This window comes from Flagellimonas sp. MMG031 (assembly GCF_040112705.1).
Taxonomy (GTDB): domain Bacteria; phylum Bacteroidota; class Bacteroidia; order Flavobacteriales; family Flavobacteriaceae; genus Flagellimonas.
Window position 1 is genome coordinate 1,567,231 of sequence record NZ_CP157804.1, and the last position, 18,281, is coordinate 1,585,511.

20 protein-coding genes are annotated in these 18,281 nt (G+C 43.8%); 7 read left to right on the forward strand and 13 right to left on the reverse strand.

Annotated features, from left to right (window positions below; genetic code table 11):
• Nucleotides 1-25 precede the first annotated feature (25 nt).
• The 5 genes from ABNE31_RS07010 (at nucleotide 26) to ABNE31_RS07030 (ending at nucleotide 5,923) form a co-directional block, all read left to right on the forward strand.
• Nucleotides 26-613 (forward strand): PASTA domain-containing protein, encoded by a 588-nt coding sequence (locus ABNE31_RS07010; RefSeq protein ID WP_349352851.1) that lies wholly within the window; start codon nucleotides 26-28, stop codon nucleotides 611-613.
• A gap of 2 nt (nucleotides 614-615) precedes the next feature.
• Nucleotides 616-1,647: an RluA family pseudouridine synthase gene (locus ABNE31_RS07015; protein WP_349352852.1), complete on the forward strand. Its 1,032-nt coding sequence runs from the start codon at nucleotides 616-618 to the stop codon at nucleotides 1,645-1,647.
• 87 nt (nucleotides 1,648-1,734) lie between these two features.
• Nucleotides 1,735-2,496, forward strand: coding sequence for a peroxide stress protein YaaA (yaaA, locus tag ABNE31_RS07020; RefSeq protein ID WP_349352853.1), 762 nt, complete (start codon nucleotides 1,735-1,737; stop codon nucleotides 2,494-2,496).
• 172 nt (nucleotides 2,497-2,668) lie between these two features.
• Nucleotides 2,669-5,215 (forward strand): phosphoenolpyruvate carboxylase, encoded by a 2,547-nt coding sequence (locus ABNE31_RS07025; RefSeq protein WP_306013496.1) that lies wholly within the window; start codon nucleotides 2,669-2,671, stop codon nucleotides 5,213-5,215.
• 12 nt (nucleotides 5,216-5,227) lie between these two features.
• Nucleotides 5,228-5,923, forward strand: a complete 696-nt coding sequence (locus tag ABNE31_RS07030; RefSeq protein ID WP_349352854.1) for a uracil-DNA glycosylase family protein — start codon at nucleotides 5,228-5,230, stop codon at nucleotides 5,921-5,923.
• On the opposite strand, the gene ABNE31_RS07035 is transcribed toward ABNE31_RS07030, so the two are convergent.
• The 13 genes from ABNE31_RS07035 to ABNE31_RS07095 all read right to left on the reverse strand — a co-directional run bounded on the left by ABNE31_RS07035 (nucleotide 5,920) and on the right by ABNE31_RS07095 (nucleotide 16,918).
• Nucleotides 5,920-7,416: a M20/M25/M40 family metallo-hydrolase gene (locus ABNE31_RS07035; RefSeq protein WP_349352855.1), complete on the reverse strand. Its 1,497-nt coding sequence runs from the start codon at nucleotides 7,414-7,416 to the stop codon at nucleotides 5,920-5,922. The two genes, ABNE31_RS07030 and ABNE31_RS07035, sit on opposite strands and share 4 nt — an antisense overlap.
• A 30-nt stretch (nucleotides 7,417-7,446) precedes the next feature.
• Nucleotides 7,447-8,208, reverse strand: a complete 762-nt coding sequence (trpA, locus tag ABNE31_RS07040) for a tryptophan synthase subunit alpha (protein WP_349352856.1) — start codon at nucleotides 8,206-8,208, stop codon at nucleotides 7,447-7,449.
• A 67-nt stretch (nucleotides 8,209-8,275) separates the two neighbouring features.
• Nucleotides 8,276-9,460, reverse strand: a complete 1,185-nt coding sequence (gene trpB / locus ABNE31_RS07045) for a tryptophan synthase subunit beta (RefSeq protein ID WP_349352857.1) — start codon at nucleotides 9,458-9,460, stop codon at nucleotides 8,276-8,278.
• On the reverse strand, nucleotides 9,457-10,194 hold the full coding sequence (locus tag ABNE31_RS07050; RefSeq protein WP_349352858.1) for a phosphoribosylanthranilate isomerase: 738 nt from the start codon (nucleotides 10,192-10,194) through the stop codon (nucleotides 9,457-9,459). Before ABNE31_RS07050 ends, trpB begins: the two co-directional genes overlap by 4 nt.
• A gap of 106 nt (nucleotides 10,195-10,300) precedes the next feature.
• Complete coding sequence (gene trpC, locus ABNE31_RS07055; protein WP_349352859.1) at nucleotides 10,301-11,086, reverse strand: indole-3-glycerol phosphate synthase TrpC; 786 nt, start codon at nucleotides 11,084-11,086, stop codon at nucleotides 10,301-10,303.
• 50 nt (nucleotides 11,087-11,136) lie between these two features.
• Nucleotides 11,137-11,499 carry a four helix bundle protein gene (locus ABNE31_RS07060; protein WP_349352860.1) on the reverse strand — a complete coding sequence of 121 codons (363 nt, stop codon included), beginning with the start codon at nucleotides 11,497-11,499 and terminating at the stop codon, nucleotides 11,137-11,139.
• A 59-nt stretch (nucleotides 11,500-11,558) separates the two neighbouring features.
• Nucleotides 11,559-12,551: an anthranilate phosphoribosyltransferase gene (gene trpD, locus ABNE31_RS07065; RefSeq protein WP_349352861.1), complete on the reverse strand. Its 993-nt coding sequence runs from the start codon at nucleotides 12,549-12,551 to the stop codon at nucleotides 11,559-11,561.
• A 106-nt stretch (nucleotides 12,552-12,657) separates the two neighbouring features.
• Nucleotides 12,658-13,224 carry an aminodeoxychorismate/anthranilate synthase component II gene (locus tag ABNE31_RS07070; protein ID WP_349352862.1) on the reverse strand — a complete coding sequence of 189 codons (567 nt, stop codon included), beginning with the start codon at nucleotides 13,222-13,224 and terminating at the stop codon, nucleotides 12,658-12,660.
• Nucleotides 13,225-13,226: 2 nt separating this feature from the next.
• Nucleotides 13,227-14,624, reverse strand: a complete 1,398-nt coding sequence (locus tag ABNE31_RS07075) for an anthranilate synthase component I family protein (protein WP_349352863.1) — start codon at nucleotides 14,622-14,624, stop codon at nucleotides 13,227-13,229.
• A 39-nt stretch (nucleotides 14,625-14,663) separates the two neighbouring features.
• Nucleotides 14,664-14,948 carry a GIY-YIG nuclease family protein gene (locus ABNE31_RS07080; RefSeq protein ID WP_349352864.1) on the reverse strand — a complete coding sequence of 95 codons (285 nt, stop codon included), beginning with the start codon at nucleotides 14,946-14,948 and terminating at the stop codon, nucleotides 14,664-14,666.
• A 281-nt stretch (nucleotides 14,949-15,229) separates the two neighbouring features.
• A complete protein-coding gene (locus ABNE31_RS07085) occupies nucleotides 15,230-15,799 on the reverse strand; it encodes a YceI family protein (protein WP_179385085.1) in 570 nt (189 codons plus the stop codon).
• 35 nt (nucleotides 15,800-15,834) lie between these two features.
• On the reverse strand, nucleotides 15,835-16,467 hold the full coding sequence (locus tag ABNE31_RS07090; protein WP_349352865.1) for an NAD(P)H-dependent oxidoreductase: 633 nt from the start codon (nucleotides 16,465-16,467) through the stop codon (nucleotides 15,835-15,837).
• Between the two features lie 4 nt (nucleotides 16,468-16,471).
• Nucleotides 16,472-16,918: a MarR family transcriptional regulator gene (locus ABNE31_RS07095; protein WP_349352866.1), complete on the reverse strand. Its 447-nt coding sequence runs from the start codon at nucleotides 16,916-16,918 to the stop codon at nucleotides 16,472-16,474.
• A 134-nt stretch (nucleotides 16,919-17,052) separates the two neighbouring features.
• Between ABNE31_RS07095 and ABNE31_RS07100 the strand changes: the two genes are divergently transcribed.
• Together ABNE31_RS07100 and ABNE31_RS07105 are read left to right on the forward strand one after the other, a co-directional pair.
• Nucleotides 17,053-17,598, forward strand: coding sequence for a redoxin domain-containing protein (locus ABNE31_RS07100; protein WP_293283629.1), 546 nt, complete (start codon nucleotides 17,053-17,055; stop codon nucleotides 17,596-17,598).
• A 6-nt stretch (nucleotides 17,599-17,604) separates the two neighbouring features.
• Nucleotides 17,605-18,237 carry a thioredoxin family protein gene (locus ABNE31_RS07105; RefSeq protein WP_349352867.1) on the forward strand — a complete coding sequence of 211 codons (633 nt, stop codon included), beginning with the start codon at nucleotides 17,605-17,607 and terminating at the stop codon, nucleotides 18,235-18,237.
• Nucleotides 18,238-18,281 lie beyond the last annotated feature (44 nt).

Consider the following 18,281-nt stretch of genomic DNA (forward strand, 5'->3'; position numbering starts at 1 on the left):
TATTTGTTGCGTTAAGGTGAACTACATGAAGAATTTTTTGAACTTTTTAAAAAGCAAGACTTTTTTGATCCAATTGGGATTGGCGGCAGGAGCGGTCCTTGTTTTGGTGTTCCTTGCTTTGCAATGGCTAAAGAGCACCACCAATCACGGTGAATTTGTAGAGGTTCCCGATTTTTCCAAAATGTCGGTGATGGAGATGCGCAAGGCCGTAGAGGAGGCAGGACTAAGATATCAAGTATTGGATTCTTCCGATTTTAATCCAGAGTATCCACGATTTTCCATATTGGACCAAAATCCACCAGCAGGCAATAAGGTAAAGGCCAATCGCAAGATTTATTTCACCGTAAACCCATCGGGATATAAGAAAGTGACGGTACCGGATATCATCCAAGTAACCCAACGAAATGCAGCTTCCATGTTGCGTGCGGTAGGGCTTGAGGTGGAGCGTGTAACCTATATCGATGAACTCGGAAAGGACATGGTGTACCGAATGAAGCACAAAGGGAAATACATTAAGCCTGGCGACCGATTGCCCAAAACTTCGCAAGTGGAGTTGATCTGCGGTAATGGAACCATTCCCGGTAGTGCAAAAGTACAGGCAGACTCCCAATAACTATGGATATTTCCGATAATCAGGACGAGCTTTCCCAAGATGATCTGTATGAACATCATGGTTTTGTGGCATCAAAAGGACAAGAACCACTTCGTGTGGATAAATTCCTGATGAACTTTATTGAGAACGCTACGCGAAACAAAATCCAGCAGGCCGCCAAACGAGGGCTCATTTGGGTAAACGGTGCCATCGTCAAACAAAATTATAAGGTAAAGGCAGGGGATGAGGTCAAAGTGATGTTTGAGCATCCGCCCTACGAGTTTTTGTTGACCCCCGAAAACATCCCTTTGGACATTGTGTACGAGGACGAAGTACTTCTTGTGGTGAACAAGCCCGCCGGAATGGTGGTGCACCCGGGACATGGAAATTACTCGGGGACCTTGATCAATGCATTGGTCTACCATTTTGAGAATTTGCCCAACAACAGTTCGGACCGCCCCGGATTGGTCCATCGCATTGATAAGGATACCTCTGGATTGTTGGTGATTGCCAAGACAGAGTCGGCCATGACCCATTTGGCGCAGCAATTTTTTGAAAAAAGCAGCGAACGGGAATATGTAGCCTTGGTTTGGGGCAATGTGGAAGAGGACGAGGGGACCATAGAGGGGCACATCGCCCGCAACCCCAAAAATAGACTGCAAATGATGGTATTTCCCGATGGGAGCGACGGTAAGGAAGCTGTGACCCATTACAAAGTCTTGGAACGATTTGGCTATGTGACTTTGGTATCTTGCCGTTTGGAAACCGGTAGGACCCACCAAATTCGGGTCCACATGAAATATATTGGCCACACCCTGTTCAACGATGAGCGCTATGGTGGTGATAAGATTTTGAAGGGGACCACATTTACCAAATACAAACAATTTGTGGAAAATACCTTTAAAGTGTTGCCGCGTCAGGCTCTGCACGCTAAAACCCTTGGTTTTGAGCATCCGGTCACCGGGGAGTTTATGCGGTTTGATTCCGAGTTGCCGGAAGACATGGTCGCTGGTATCGAAAAATGGCGCAGTTATGCCAAGCATCACGAATCATAGGTTTCCTCAATCCAAAGATTGAAAACACCTTTGGAATCCCCTTCCGAAAAACGAAAATCCTCGTTATTTTTACCAAAAAGGAATACCATGAAAATTGTCATATCCCCGGCAAAGTCGCTTGATTACGAGACTGCTTTGCCCACTTCAAAATACAGTCAGCCACAATTTTTGGAACAAGCGGAAAAATTGAACGCCGTTTTGAAGAAGAAAAAACCCAAAGCACTGTCGGAACTTATGTCCATTTCGGATAAGTTGGCAGATTTGAACTGGGAGCGCAACCAACAGTTTGAACTACCTTTTACCGTGGATAATGCCAGACCTGCGATTTATGCCTTTAACGGGGATGTATACCAAGGTTTGGACGCATACACCATTCCCGAAGAGCAGTTGGATAATCTGCAGGACACACTTCGGATTTTGTCGGGACTTTACGGTGTTTTAAAGCCACTGGACCTTATACAGCCCTACCGATTGGAGATGGGCACCCAACTTAAAGTGGGTCGTAAAAAGAACCTTTACGAATTTTGGAAGGACCAAATCACGGCGTCTTTGAATGAAGAGCTTCAGGACGAGGAATTATTTGTAAATCTGGCCAGTAACGAATACTTCGATGCCGTGGACGAAAAAAAGCTAAAGGTTCCTGTGATAGCCCCCGTTTTTAAGGATTGGAAAAACGATAAACTGAAGGTAATCAGTTTCTACGCCAAAAAAGCACGCGGTTCCATGGTGCGTTATATTTTGGACAAAGGTGCCGAAACCTTGGACGATATCAAGAATTTTAACTCCGATGGCTACATGTACAGCGAGGAGCATACAGTGAAGAAAAACGAGCCTGTGTTTGTTCGTTAAAAAACTTTGGTAAAATCCGAAGTAATCTTTAAGTTATCCAAATGGGGTATGATGTTACGATTGAAGTGCCCATACCTTAAATTGTGATACGCCTAAATTTAACCCAGAGGTTACACTTTATTCACGACCTTTGAGTGAACGTCCATTGATAACACTAACATAAACGAAATCCATGCAGCAGACTAAACGGTTAGAAGAATTCAAAAAATCGGTAACCAATAAGTTCAATATTTACAACAGCCTTTTCCTGAGCTTGCCTTACAAGAACGTGGAAAATGTGGGGAATTTGGTTCCGCTTTTGCTCGATCAATGCGAAAAGGGACTGAAGGAAGGTAAAGATCCACAGGAAATATTGGAAGTGTTCTTTTCCAATTTTGTGAATATTCAGGATGAAAGGGAGCGGTTGGATTTTATGTTCCGGATGATCCAATATGTGGAGCGGCAAGTGGTCCTTTATGATAGTGTCGAGGATTCGGCATTTCCCAAGCTGCAGAAATACAGTAGCTCTTTGACCATAAAGGATTATTTTGAGCTGGTGAACCGAACCAAAAATTGGGACAAGGTATCCAAAAAACTGTCCACCTTTAGTGCGCGTATCGTTTTAACGGCCCACCCAACCCAGTTTTATACCCCGGCTATTTTGGATATTATCGCGGAACTTCGTTCGCTCATTGATCAAGACCGAATCTATGACATTGATGTGACCCTTCAGCAGTTGGGACTAACATCCTTGATCAATGCCAAAAAGCCCACTCCTTTGGATGAGGCAAAAAACATCATCTATATTCTAAGGCATACCTATTATGATGCCGTTGGGGAATTGTACCAATACGTAAAGAGCAACATTCGGGATGACAAATTCGAGAACTACAACCTGATGAAACTCGGTTTTTGGCCAGGTGGTGACCGCGATGGCAACCCTTATGTCACTGCCGACATCACCAAACAGGTCGCCGATGAACTTAGGCTTACTTTGATGAAATGCTATTACAATGAATTGAAGGGGCTTCGAAAAAAGCTCACCTTTAAGGGGATGCAGGAAGATTTGAACGATCTGAGCTCAAAACTGTACAATGCCATGTTCAACGTGGACGCCGCTATTTCCTATTCAGAAATTATTGGCTACCTGGAAAAGATCAGGGAAAAACTGCGCTCAGATTATCACGATCTCTATTTGGATGAATTGAATCAACTGATGGATAAGGTCCACATTTTTAAGACTCATTTTGCCACACTGGATATCCGTCAAGATCACAGTAAGCATTTATTGGTGGTGGAGAGTGTCCTCAAGAAAGAGGGTATCATTAAAGAAAGTATCGACGAGATCAAGGAACAGGAATTGGTGAAACTGTTGCTGGAGAAAAACTTCCAACTCAATCCAAAGGATTTCGAGGATGATATCGTAAAAGATACCATTGTCAATATCAAAAACCTTAAGTCCATTCAGGAAAAGAACGGGGAAGATGGTTGCAACCGTTACATCATCAGCAATTCCGAAGATATTTTTTCCGTATTGTTTGTGTTCGGGCTGTTTAGATGGTGCGGATGGGACGAAAAGGAAATCACCTTTGATATTGTTCCATTGTTCGAAACTATGAAGGGTATGGATGCTTCCGAGGAAGTGATGCAAACCTTATTCGATATTCCACAATATCGCCAGCACTTGGAACGAAGAAGGGATATCCATACCATAATGCTAGGCTTTTCGGACGGTACCAAGGACGGTGGCTATTTAAAGGCCAACTGGTCCATTTTAAAGACCAAGGAGACATTGAGCAAGGTCTGTAAGAAAAACGGTGTGGCCGCTATTTTCTTTGATGGTAGGGGCGGACCGCCAGCAAGGGGCGGAGGAAAAACGCACAGGTTCTACGCAGCCCAGACCAAGGATGTGGCCAATCATGAGATTCAGCTTACCATTCAGGGACAGACGATTACCAGTACCTACGGTACCAAAGAGCAGTTTATCCACAACTCCGAACAGTTGCTCACGGCGGGTTTGAGCAACAACCTCTTCGGCAAGGAACTCACCATTTCCGCTGCCCAGCGTAAATTGATCGAAGAACTCTCAGAACTCAGCTTTGAGAAGTACGATGCGTTAAAACAGCATGAGAAATTCATGCCCTATTTAGAGCATCGAAGTACATTAAAGTACTACACCAAAGCGAATATTGGCAGTAGACCTGGAAAACGAGGTAACAAAAAACAATTGACCTTATCAGACTTGCGTGCGATATCTTTTGTAGGCTCTTGGAGCCAACTCAAACAGAATGTACCCGGATACTTCGGTCTGGGAACGGCCATAAGTGCCTTGAAAGAGCAAGGAAGACTGTCCGAAGTGAAAAAGTTATACAAAGAGGTGCCATTCTTCCGGGCGTTGATGCACAACAGTATGATGTCGTTGGCGAAATCCAATTTTAATCTGACCGGTTACATGAAGGAGGACCCTGAGTTTGGAGATTTCTGGAATATTTTGCACGACGAGTTCCAGTTATCCAAAAAAATGCTCTTGCAGATTTCGGGCGATAAAATGTTGATGGAGGACGAAGCCGTATCGCGGGAGTCGGTCAAAATCAGGGAAAAGATTGTATTGCCCCTGTTGGTGATACAGCAGAATGCTTTGTACCATATCACACAAAATTCAGAGTACAAGGAATTGTACGAGAAAATTGTGACACGCTCCCTTTACGGTAACATCAACGCGAGTCGAAACTCTGCTTAGATCGGTAAAGGATTGGCCCAAAAAGTCTTTAAGCACATACATCCGTATGAACCCTTTCTCTTGGAAAAGGCCACAAAGGTGATTGTGGGTACCTTGCCACCACCCCGTTTTACTACCGGTGAGTTAAAACCGCAGGATGTCGATTTTTGCTATGGAAGTTGTAACGGACAGCTATGGCCCATCTTGGATAGCATTTTCAATCTTGGTCTAAAGTATGAAACGACCCAAGAGGCCGTGGAGCAACGGAAGCGTTTTTTGATGAAAAACAAGATTGGCGTCTGCGATATTGTGGAAAGTGCTGAACGCGAAAAAATTGACGCATCCGACTTGGGGATGCAAAATGTGGTGCTTCGTGATTTGGTAGGCTACTTGCAAGAATTCGACAACATTGAGACACTTTTGTTTATGGGCGGAAACAGTAAAAATGGACCTGAGTACTTCTTTAGAAAACAGCTGAAGGAACACGGCCTCAAACTAAAAGTCGTATCAGATATAGTTCCTCGTATCCATCATTTGGAGCTTCCCCTTGAATCCGGTAAGTCAGTTCAAGCCGCATCGAGAACCATAAAAACCGTTTCCCTGATAGCACCTTCGGGAGCAGCCAACCGTGCCGTTGGTAGTTTACCGGCCTACAAGGACCTAAAAAACAAAAACCCTGAATTCAATACACTTGATTTCAGGGTGATGCAGTATAGCGAGTTCTTTTAATTCAGTTTTGAAGAAAGAATCCCATAAAATGCCTTGATTCCGTATGCCAATTGCCCAATTTTAACATTTTCGTTGGGACTGTGCTGGTTATTGTCCGGGTTTACCACGGGCACGATAAAGGCAGGTATTTTTAACTCGTTCACAAAGGGTGAAATGGGCACGGTGCCACCCATGGTCCGTATTTGAATCACTTCTTCCCCAAAACTTTGGTGCAAGGTGTTCACGATAAAATCTCCATAAGGATTGTCCAGCTCCGTGCGGAACGCATCCGTTACACTACCTTCTTCCACAGTCACGATTTTGTCAAATTGCATTCGCTCTTCTCTGGAGGGAACATGGTCCAATACCTTATATCCTTGTTTGGCAATGTGGTCTTTCACCAACTGTTTCAATCGGGTGCCATCGCTTTCTACAACTAATCGTAAATCCAATTCGGCGGTAGCACTTTCCGGAACAATGGTCCTTGCTTTATCACCGACCCAGCCGGAGCCGAGTCCTCTAATGTTCAAGGAAGGATATTGCAAGGCTTCTTGATAAAAACCACCCACTTTTTCAGCGGTCTTAAACTGTAGCTTCTCCGCAATGGCCTCATCACTATCGGGAACGCTTTTTAAGATGGAATCCGTTGTTTTATCAATGGAAATACCATCGTAATAGCCGGGAATCGTCACTCTGCCCTCATCATCTTTCATGGTGGCCAATAATTTGGCCAATTGGAACCCTGGGTTTGGGGCGTAGTTACCATAATGTCCGCTATGCTGCGGTTTGATGGGGCCGTAGGTGGTCAGTGTCAAGGTGGTGATTCCACGACAACCATAAACCACGGTGGGCTTTTCCGAAGCATGGACCGGTCCGTCCACGATCATCAAAAAATCGGATTCCAACAATTCTCGGTACTGCTTTACGGCAGCAGGAAGTGGCTTGCTGCTCTTTTCCTCTTCGCCATCCAAAATAACCTTGATATTGAAAGGTATTTCCTTGCCATCCTTCTTCAATAGGTCCATGGCGTTCAAAAGCATCACGATGGGCGATTTGTCATCAGAAGTGGACCGTCCGAACAGACGCCAATCATAATTGATGTCATCATCCAATTGATCAAAGGAAACCGTTTCAAACCCACCATCTTTGGGAGCTTTCAATACTACCTGATACGGGTTGGGCTGGTCCCATTTGGAGGGGTCTACAGACTGACCATCAAAATGCATATAGATGAGGACTGTTGGCTTTTCTCCGCTCACCGGGGTTGCCGCAAAAAACAATGGGAGTCCTTCGGTCTCCAAAACGGCCGTATTAAATCCCCTGTCTCCGAATTTTCGTTTGAGCCACATAATGTTTCGGTCGATATCGGCTGCATCCAGCGCGTCGTTGGGAATGGCGATAAATTCACGAATTTCATTGATGGCATCGGCCACTTGCGATTTTATGGCCACATCGTCTTGGGCAAAAAGCGAAAAACCAAAGAGTGAGCAGACAAGTAACAGCGTTTTTTTCATGTTGTCTTGGAATAATTTTAGAGGTGAAATTTAGCGAATTTGCTTCACAAAGTCACCAATAGTATCAACTCCATTTTTAGTGAGGTGTTTGATGAAGGCCGAACCAATAATAGCTCCCTTGGCTTTTTGGGTGGCTTGTTGAAACGTTTCGGCATTGCTGATACCGAATCCAACGATTTGCGGATTTTTCAAATCCATTTGCGCAATACGGTCAAAATAGTCCGATTGTTCACTGCCAAAACCTTGTTTGGCTCCAGTGGTACTTGCGGAACTTACCATATAAATAAAGCCTTCGGATGCATCGTCGATTGCCCTGATGCGTTCTTCGCTAGTTTGAGGGGTAATCAAAAAAACGTTGATCAATCCATGCTTTTTAAAAATGGCCTCGTATTCCTCTTTATAAACATCCAACGGCAAATCGGGCAGGATGAGTCCATCGATGCCAATTTTTTCACATTGGGCACAAAATGCCTCTACCCCGTATTGTAGCACTGGATTAAAATACCCCATAATGATCAAGGGAATGGAGACCGTTTTTCGGATATCCTTCAATTGCTCAAAGAGCAAGGCGGTATGCATCCCATTTTTAAGGGCTGCGGTGGAGCTTTCCTGAATGGTAGGGCCGTCTGCCAGGGGATCGCTGAAAGGAAGCCCAATTTCGATAAGGTCGACCCCATTTTTCTCCAAATCTTCGATGATTTTTACCGTATCGTCAAGCTTGGGATAACCTGCTGAAAAATATATGGAAAGGATTTTTTTATCCTCCTGTAGTTTTTGTTTGATTCTGTTCATACATCCTGATTTCAGATGTGAGATATTATAATTAGGACTCTAGCGTCTAATATCTAATGTCTAACATCTATAATTTAAAATAATCAATATAGTTCTGAAGGTCCTTATCACCTCGTCCTGATAGGTTGATCACCACTACGTCGTCCGGATTGAATTTCCGTTCTTTAAAAATGGCCAGCGCATGCGAGGTTTCGATAGCTGGAATGATACCTTCCAATTTGGAGAGTTCCAGCCCAGCTTGCATGGCGTCATCATCCGTAATGGAAATAAACTCACCTCGGCCCGAAGCGTACAAATGGGCATGCATGGGACCTACGCCCGGGTAATCCAATCCTGCAGAAATGGAATAGGGTTCCGTAATCTGTCCATCTTGGGTCTGCATCAACAGGGTTTTGCTGCCATGGATAATGCCCACTTTTCCAAGTGCTGATGTAGCGGCACTTTCACCGGAATCAATTCCTTTTCCGGCAGCCTCAACGGCAATGATGCCCACTTCGGGAACATCCAAATAATGATAGTAGATGCCAGCCGCATTGCTGCCGCCCCCAACACAGGCCACCACATAATCTGGGTTTTCTCTGCCTTCCACTTCTTGTAGTTGTTGTTTGATTTCTTCCGAGATCACGGATTGAAAACGGGCCACCATATCGGGATAGGGGTGAGGGCCTACCACCGAACCGATGATATAATGGGTGTCCACAGGATTGTTGATCCAATCACGGATGGCTTCGTTGGTGGCGTCCTTTAAGGTTTTACTGCCCGATGTGGCCGGCCGTACCTCGGCTCCCAACATTTTCATTCGGGCTACGTTCGGGGCTTGGCGTGCAATATCGATTTCTCCCATGTATACCACACATTGAATGCCCATTAAGGCACACACAGTAGCCGTGGCCACCCCATGCTGACCCGCTCCTGTTTCTGCAATGATTCTGTTTTTGCCCAATTTTTTAGCCATTAAAATCTGGCCGATGGTGTTATTGACCTTATGGGCCCCGGTATGGCACAGATCTTCCCGTTTCAGGTAGATTTTGGTGTTGTACTTTTCGGACAGGCGTTTTGCAAGGTATAGAGGGGTAGGGCGTCCTACATAATCCTTCAACAGTTGATGGAACTCCTCTTGGAACGAGGGCTCCTTCATAATACTGAGGTAGTTTTGCCGCAGTTCCTCACAGTTGGGATAGAGCATTTCGGGGATAAAAGCTCCTCCGAACTCGCCGTAATATCCGCGTTCGTCAGCATGATAACTTCTCATAGGTTCTTTTTTTGGTTCTGACCGCCTTTGAGCGATTCAATAAATAGGTTTAAATCCTTAATGTTTTTTAGCCCTGGGGCTGTTTCAAATTTACTGTTCACATCGATGGCAAAACAGTGAGTTGAAGCTGGGCTCCCCAAAAAGGCTTGTAGTTGTTGCGTGGAATCCAGTCCAATGCCTCCGCTCAAAAAGTAAGGCTTTTGGGATGGATATTTTTCCAAAACGGACCAATCGAATGTGTAGCCATTTCCTCCGGGGAGTTTTCCTTTGGTATCAAAAAGAAAATAATCGCATATGTTTTCATAATCCTTCAATACGTTAAAATCAAAATCATCTTTGATGGAGAATACTTTGATGATTTCCGTATCTGCCAGGTCGAGCGCAGTCGAGACCTCATTTTTGTTAAAACCTGTCTGATTTCTCGACTGCCTGCCTGTCCGGTAGGCGGGCGCTCGAAATGACAGGAGGCAATCTTTCAGCGCCATGCAATATGCAGCACTTTCCTTTCCATGGAGTTGCACGGCATCCAACTGATACTGGGCCACTTTTTGCAAAATTTCTTCTATAGGCGCATCCACAAAAACGCCAACTTTTTTGATGGAACTGGGCAAGACCGGCATCTCTCCCGAAAAATATCGGGAGGAAGGTTCCCAGAAAATAAACCCCAAATAATCGGGTCGCAAATTTGCAACCTCTTCGGGGTTATGGTTCATGCCGCAGATTTTTAGTTTCATGGTATACATTTAGTCAGGTCGAGTTTTTTGAAACTTGTTTCAAAATGTATCTAGACCGATTGCTTTTCGATACAATTTACCTTTGGTAAATCACTCGAAGTGACATTTACGAGATTATTTTGGTTATAAATTCTTCCGCACTTTTACCGGGATTATCCGTTTTCATAAAATTCTCCCCGATCAAAAATCCTTGATAATCAAATTCCTTGAGCTCACGGATGACTTCGACAGAGCTAATGCCACTTTCGGAAACTTTTACAAAATCATCAGGGATTTTTTTGGACAACGTTTTACTGATATCCAAATCCACCTCAAAGGATTTAAGATTCCGATTGTTCACCCCCAACATATCCAGACTCGGCATCAGGGATTTTTCCAGTTCCTCTTCATTGTGGACCTCCAGCAGTACATCGAGTCCCATTCCCTTGGCCAGTTCGGACAAGTTCTTGATTTCGTCCTTGGATAGGATAGCGGCAATCAATAGAATCACGTCTGCACCGTAGGCTTTTGCCTCCACAATCTGATATTCATCTATGATGAACTCTTTTCGTAAAAGTGGGATATCCGTGGATGCCCTTGCCAGTACCAAATCGTCCAAAGAGCCGCCAAAATATTTACCGTCGGTGAGCACGGATATACCACAAACACCTGCATCGGTGTATCCCTTGGCCACATCCTGGACGCTTAAGTTGTGATTGATTAAGGATTTGGACGGGGAACGCCGCTTGTGTTCGGCGATAATACCGGAGTTACTTTTGCGCAATACTTCTGCCAATGAGACGGAAGTGCGTTCCATCATTACCGACGCCTCTAATTGGGCCACCGTAATTAGGGATTTTTTCAAATCGACCTCTTTGCGCTTATCGGCTACTATTTTTTCTAGAATGTTCATATTTAAAGGAAGTTCGAAGTCGGTAGTCCGAAGTCCGAAGCTTTTTATAATTATTTTATATTTTTTCTAAAAGCGACCAACATGTTCATTAAATTGAAGGCTTCATTATAAAGCTCATCAAAAGTTTCGTTTGGGACATAGTTTCTTCTATTCGCTTTATGTAGGCAGGTAACCACTTCGCTCAAAGATCTAATGGCATAACCTACGAATTTCTTAAACTCAGGGTTTGTCTGTCCGGTAGCTCCTTCTGAAATATTCAATGCAATTGAATCAGCTGCTCGTCTTATTTGTGAGCTGAGATTATAGACCTCGTTTTTTGGAAAGAGTTTTGTTATGTCATTTATGGCTTCTCCAAAATCCATGGCTCTTTGCCAGACAATTATCTTTTCAAACTTGAATTTTGACACTATCATGCTCTTGATTTATTTCTCGTCTCCCTATACTTCGGACTTCGGACTCCTGACTACCGACTTTATTTAGATAAAGATTGCAATTTTTTCAAAGCCGCCAATCCCTTACCATTTAGCAAGGATTCCTTAGCCATTTCAAAGCCTTCTTTTGGGGTGATGCCCTTTACGGTGGCAATAGCGACCCCTGCATTGGCACAAACCACATTGTTCTGTGCGTTGGTACCTTTACCTTGTAAAATATTCATGAATATTTGTGCCGACTCGGCCACATCTTCCCCTCCGGTAATTTCTTGTTGTGAAACTTTTTCCACACCAAAATCAGCAGGCGTCAACATGGTTTCAGTATGGTTGGAAATGGTCTTGGTATCGCCCGTCAAGGAAATTTCGTCGTATCCGTCCAAGGCATTTAGAATGGTAAACTTTTTGTCCGTATTCTGGTATAGGTACCCGTACATTCGGGCCAGTTCCAAATTGAACACCCCGACCATCTGATTTTTTGGAAAGGCGGGGTTCACCATAGGGCCCAACATATTGAAAAAGGTCTTCACGGCCAGTTCCCTGCGGATGGGGGCCACATTTTTCATGGCTGGGTGGAACAAGGGCGCGTGCAGCACGCAAATTCCTGCTTCTTCAATGGTTTTCTTTAGAAAATCAACATCATTACTGAATTTGATGCCCAAAAACTCCATCACATTACTACTGCCACATTTGGATGAAACCCCATAGTTTCCATGTTTGGTGACGTGGATTCCCGCTCCGGCCGTCACAAAGGAGGCCAGGGTGGAGATGTTGAAGGTGTCCTTGCCATCCCCGCCTGTTCCACATAAATCGATAGGGTCATACTCGGCGAGATCAACGGCCAAGCAAAGTTCCAAAAGGGCATCGCGGAACCCTTCGAGCTCCTCGATGGTTACGCTTCGCATCATGTAAACGGTCAAAAATGCAGCAATTTGCGAGGTATTGTATTCCCCATTGGCAATGTTCACCAAAATTTGCTTGGCTTCTTCCTTGGGGAGAATTTCGTGATTGATGAGTTTATTTAAGGTCTCTTTCATTGTTCTTCTTTGTCATTCCTGCGAAGGCAGGAATCTATTTTGTTATTGTTTTGAATTCCTGCTTACTCTTCGACTACGCTCAGAGTTCCGCAGGAAAGACATATTTCTAGCTTTCCAACCAATTTTTCAACATTTGTTTTCCTTCGGGGGTCAAAACCGATTCGGGATGAAACTGTACCGCGGTCACATTGTATGTTTTGTGCCGAAGTGACATTACCTGTCCGTTTTCATCTATCGCTGTGATTTCCAAATCATCGGGCAAATTAGGGTCAACCACCCAGGAATGGTACCGTCCTACTTGCAGGGTTTTGGGCATATTTTGATAAATTGGGTCATCCTTCGTAACGGTAATCGTGGTGTCCACTCCGTGATAAACTTGGTCCAGATTGATCAATATTCCTCCGAATACCTCCCCAATGGCCTGTAGTCCCAGGCACACTCCAAAAATACGTTTGGTAGGTGCATAAGTTTTGATGATGTCCTTCAACAATCCAGCTTCATCGGGAATGCCTGGTCCTGGTGAAAGTACGATGTATTCAAACGGTTCCACCTCCTCGATGGTGAGCTGATCGTTCCGTTTCACTGTGACCTCACAATCCAAATCTTCCAGATAATGCACCAAATTGTAGGTGAAGCTGTCGTAGTTGTCTATCATTAAAATCTTTCGTCCCATGCTTAGATTGTTTCGGCGATTTCCAGCGCCTTGGTCAATGCGCCCAATTTATTGTAGGTTTCCTGTAGTTCGTCATCGGGGTTGGATGCCGCTACCAGACCGGCTCCGGCTTGGTAATACAATTCGTGGTCCTTGCTCAGGAAGGTGCGTATCATGATGGCGTGGTTAAAGTTGCCCTCAAAGTCCATAAACCCAATAGCCCCCCCGTAGTAGGATCGACTGGTTTTTTCATATTTTTCTATGAGCTGCATGGCCATATGTTTTGGCGCGCCGCTCAAGGTGCCCGCGGGGAAGGTATCGGCCACTACTTTCATCGTAGTGCTGTCTTCTTTCTTTTGTCCGGTTACCTTCGATACCAAGTGAATCACATGGGAGAAATATTGTACCTCTCGATAGGTTTCCACATTTACGGTGTTGCCATTGCGACTTAAATCGTTTCGGGCAAGATCAACGAGCATCACGTGTTCGCTGTTCTCCTTTTCGTCCTGTGCCAATTTTTTGGCCAATTCGGCATCTTTTTCATCATTTCCGGTACGTTTGTAGGTTCCGGCTATCGGATGGATTTCGGCTTTACCGTCCTTCACGATCAATTGTGCTTCCGGAGAACTTCCGAATATCTTAAAGTCACCATAATCAAAATAAAATAGGTAAGGGGAGGGGTTGATGGAACGTAGCGCCCGATACACATTGAACTCGTCTCCCTTGAACTTTTGTTTGAACCTTCTGGATAGAACCAATTGGAACACATCGCCACGCTGGCAGTGTTTTTTGGCCAGGGCAACTTGTTCTTTATAGTCTTCGTCCTCAAGATTGGATTCAGGCTTGCCCTGTTTGGTGAAATTGTAGGAAGCGAAGGTGCGAACGCTGAAAAGTTGCTCCATTTCCTCCACATTACTTTCGGTATTGTAGCAGTGGGCGAACAGATAGGCCTCGTTTTTAAAATGGTTGATGGCGATTATATTCTGATAAACGGCATAATAAATATCTGGGATATGGGCCGAATCTTCCTTTTTGGAAATCTCCACATCTTCAAAATAACGAACAGCATCGTAGGCCATATATCCAAATAGCCCATTATAAATAAACTTGAAGCCATTTTGACTGGTTTTGAACTGCTGGCCGAAGTTATGGATTACTTGGGTCACATCGGTTTCCGGGGTAATCGCTATTTCTTTCTTTGTTCCATCGGGAAAACGCTGCGTAATGATTTCGTTCGCCACTTTAATGGAAGCAATGGGATTGCAACAGATATACGAAAAGCTGTTGTCGTTCGCGTGGTAGTCGCTACTCTCCAAAAGAATGCTGTTGGGAAATTTATCCCTGATCTTCAGATAGACGCTCACGGGTGTAATCGTGTCCGCGAGGATTTTTTTGTAATGGGTCTTTAATGAATAAGTCATTTTGTTTCTATTTCCACGCAGGTGGAAATCTATTTTTGGTTAATCAAAGAAATAGGTTAAGTTTTCCCAGTTTGGATTAAAATCGTTTATCAGGTTGATTTTCCAACTCCTATTCCATTTTTTTAATTGTTTTTCTCTTCTTATGGCAGGCATTGGGAAATTGAATTTTTCATAATAGACCAATGTTTTAAGATTATATCTACTTGCAAACTTGCTCCCGACACCTTTCTTGTGCCTGTACATTCTCTTTTTTAGATCGTTGGTATAGCCTATATAAATAGTTCCCATTTTCTTATTGGATATGATATAGACATAAAAACTCATTTTTTAATATTTAGGATTTCCGCCTTCGCGGAAATTAAATCTAAAGTTCTTAAAAATGAAAAAGGCTTGTCGTGATGACAAGCCTCTTATATGGTTATAATGGGGACTTAGCTCACGACGTTTGACGTAAGTTTATCCACCACCAGTTATTTGTTGTTCCAATAATCATAGGCTCAAATATAGGGAGGAATTTTTAACGGGACAACAATGTTTTGTTTAAAATAAAAAATCCCGTCCAAGAATAGCTCGAACGGGATTTCCACACACTAAATAGGAGTTGATTACATCTGTAGATCAACTACCAAATCAAACTCATCATAGATCAATTTGTCCTTGGCAGTACCGATGATGCCTGACCCGTATTTTACATCGTATTTGGTTCTATCCACTTTCAAGGAAGCAGTTGCTTTGTCACCGTAAACGGATACCTCAAAAGTCACAGGCTCTGTTGTACCTTTAATAGTAAGGTCGCCAGTAACATCGTAAGAGTTTTTTCCGGTTGATGTCACTTTGGTGAACACCAATTTGGCCGTTGGGTGATTGGCAGTGCCAAAAAAGTCGTCGGATTTCAAGTGACCGTCCAATTTGTCCTTGTACTCTCCTTCCAAATCGGTGGTGTTGATGCTTGCCATGTCCACAACAAACTCTCCACCTACCAAGGTTTCCCCGTCAAATTCCAAGGCACCGGATTGAAGGCTGATGGTTCCTGTGTGAGAACCTCCTACTTTGTAGCCTTTCCAAGTAACGGTACTTTCAGTTGTTTTTACTTCTTTGGTTTCTTTGATCGGGTTTGCGATAGCGGATGAACCCACAAGGGTCATCAATGTTAAGCTCAAAATTGTCTTTTTCATGATTGTTGTAATTTCTGTTTTTAATTGTTAATGATTTATATATGTGTAAATAATTCTTCTTTTGATTTTCTCACCTTGGGCAAATGCTGAGTTTCGTCTTTTTCAGAACGGTAACCAACTGCCAATACAACAGTTGCGTTCAGGTTTTTGTCGTTGAGTCCTAAAATCTCATTGTACTTTTCGGTCTCGAAGCCTTCCATGGGGCAAGTGTCAATTTTAAGCTCGGCCGCTGCCTGCATCAAATTTCCAAAGGCGATATAGGCTTGTCTCGCTGTCCAATTGCTTTTCATATCCTTGGGTAGGTCCATCAATTTGGACTTCATAAAGTCTGAATATCCTTTTAAGTTGTCAGTTGGGATTCCCCTTGTCTCGCTAACGTTGGCCAAATAATTATCTACCAACTCTTCCCCAAAATCGGTGGCATTGGCAAAAACGATGATGTGCGATGCATCCGTAATCTGTGACTGACCCCATGAGACCGGCTTCAATTGCTCCTTAAGGTCTTGATCTTGGATCACAAATACGTGGTAAGGCTGTAACCCGTAAGAGGATGCACTTAGGCGAGTGGCCTCCAACAAGGTTTGAAGGTCGTTTTCCGATACCTTTTTGCTGGGATCGAATTTTTTGGTGGCGTAGCGCCATGTTCTATGTTCTAAAACGTTGCTCATTAGTTTAAAATTTATCCAATAGTTGATTTAAATGTTCGAGTTCTGGTTTGGTAAAATTTACCAAGATGGTGTCATGGGCCTTGTCCAAAGCTTCATCCATTTGTGATAGCGCCTTAAGGCCTGAGTCGGTGATCAGAATCTCCACCTTACGACGGTTGGAAGGGCAGACAGTTCTGTTCACAAAACCTTTTGCAATAAGTTTATCCACCAAACGGGTAGTGTTGCTCATTTTGGTCACCATTCTTTCGTTTATGGTCGAAAGATTGGCTGGATTTCCCTGTTGGCCCCTCAATATGCGAAGTACATTGAATTGCTGAATGGAAACCTCAAAAGGCTTTAGGGTAGCCGTCATCATCTCACTGATTTTATTGTGCACCAATTCCATATGTATGATTGTCCTAGGCTCCAAGGGAATCTTTTTTGAGGTTTTTATGACTTCTTCAACATTCATGTACAAACAATAATTGTATATACAAATGTAAAATGATTTTGATGGATGCACCAAATTTTGGGTCGATAAATTTTTGTTAAAGAATGGAATGGCATTTTTTAGGTGTGTATTTTAGGGGGCCTAAAAATCAGAGAATGAAGAGATTGATTGTTTTGGCCCTAGCGATAATGGTTGGGTCCTGTGCTGAAAAGAAGAAAGAGCCGAATGAAGCCGAAGGAGAGGCCACTACCATATCCAAGGAAAAAACTGCCGATACCGATGTCAAGTTCCCGGTGTATGATTTTGCGGCATTTGAACCTCTGCTGCATAAAGAAGACGGCACTACTTACGTGATTAATTTTTGGGCCACATGGTGTAAGCCCTGTGTGGAGGAAATGCCCCATTTTGAGCGAATCAATGCCGAGCAAAAGGATAACAATGTAAAAGTTATTTTGGTCAACTTGGATATGCCCAATATGTGGAAGTCGCGTTTGGAGCCTTATGTGGAGAACAAAGACATTCAATCCGAAGTGGTGATACTGGATGATCCCAAGCAGAATGACTGGATTCCCAAAGTGTCCGAAGAATGGGGCGGAGGCATTCCAGCTACCTTAATTTATAATAAGGATAAGCGAGCTTTTTACGAACGTGGTTTCACGTACGAAGAACTCAACGAAGCATTACATCAATTTACAAAATAGTACGGCATGAAAAGAGCAAGAATTTTAGGATGGTCAGCTTTGCTGGTCGTTTTTGTGGCAGCTTTTGCCACAGGTTTTAAAGTGGCTAACGAACATAGTTGGGATAAAGGTTACCAAGTGGGCGATATGGCCACCGATTTTTCATTGAAAAATGTGGATGGCAGCATGGTGTCTCTTTCCGATTTTGAGGAGGCCAAGGGGTTTATCGTGATTTTTACCTGCAACACCTGCCCATATGCACAAGCTTATGAGGATAGGATCATGGATTTGGACGCCAAATACAAATCCCAGGGTGTTCCTGTGATCGCTATTAACCCCAATGACCCCAGCGCCAAGCCGGGCGATAGTTTTACCAAAATGAAGGAGCGCGCTGCGGAAAAAGGCTTTACTTTTCCCTACCTGTTCGATGAGGGCCAAAAGGTATATCCGGCGTATGGCGCTACACGGACGCCCCACGTTTTCATATTGGAAAAAACTGCTTCGGGGAACGAAGTGAAATACATTGGAGCTATCGACGATAATTATCAGGATGCTTCACAAGTGGATGAGAAATTTGTGGAGAATGCCGTGGATGCGATGTTGGCCGGCAACGAAATCAACCCGAAAACGACAAAAGCTATCGGATGTGGCATCAAATAGGCCATCATCAAAATAAAACCATTAGAAATCCGGAGTAACGCTTC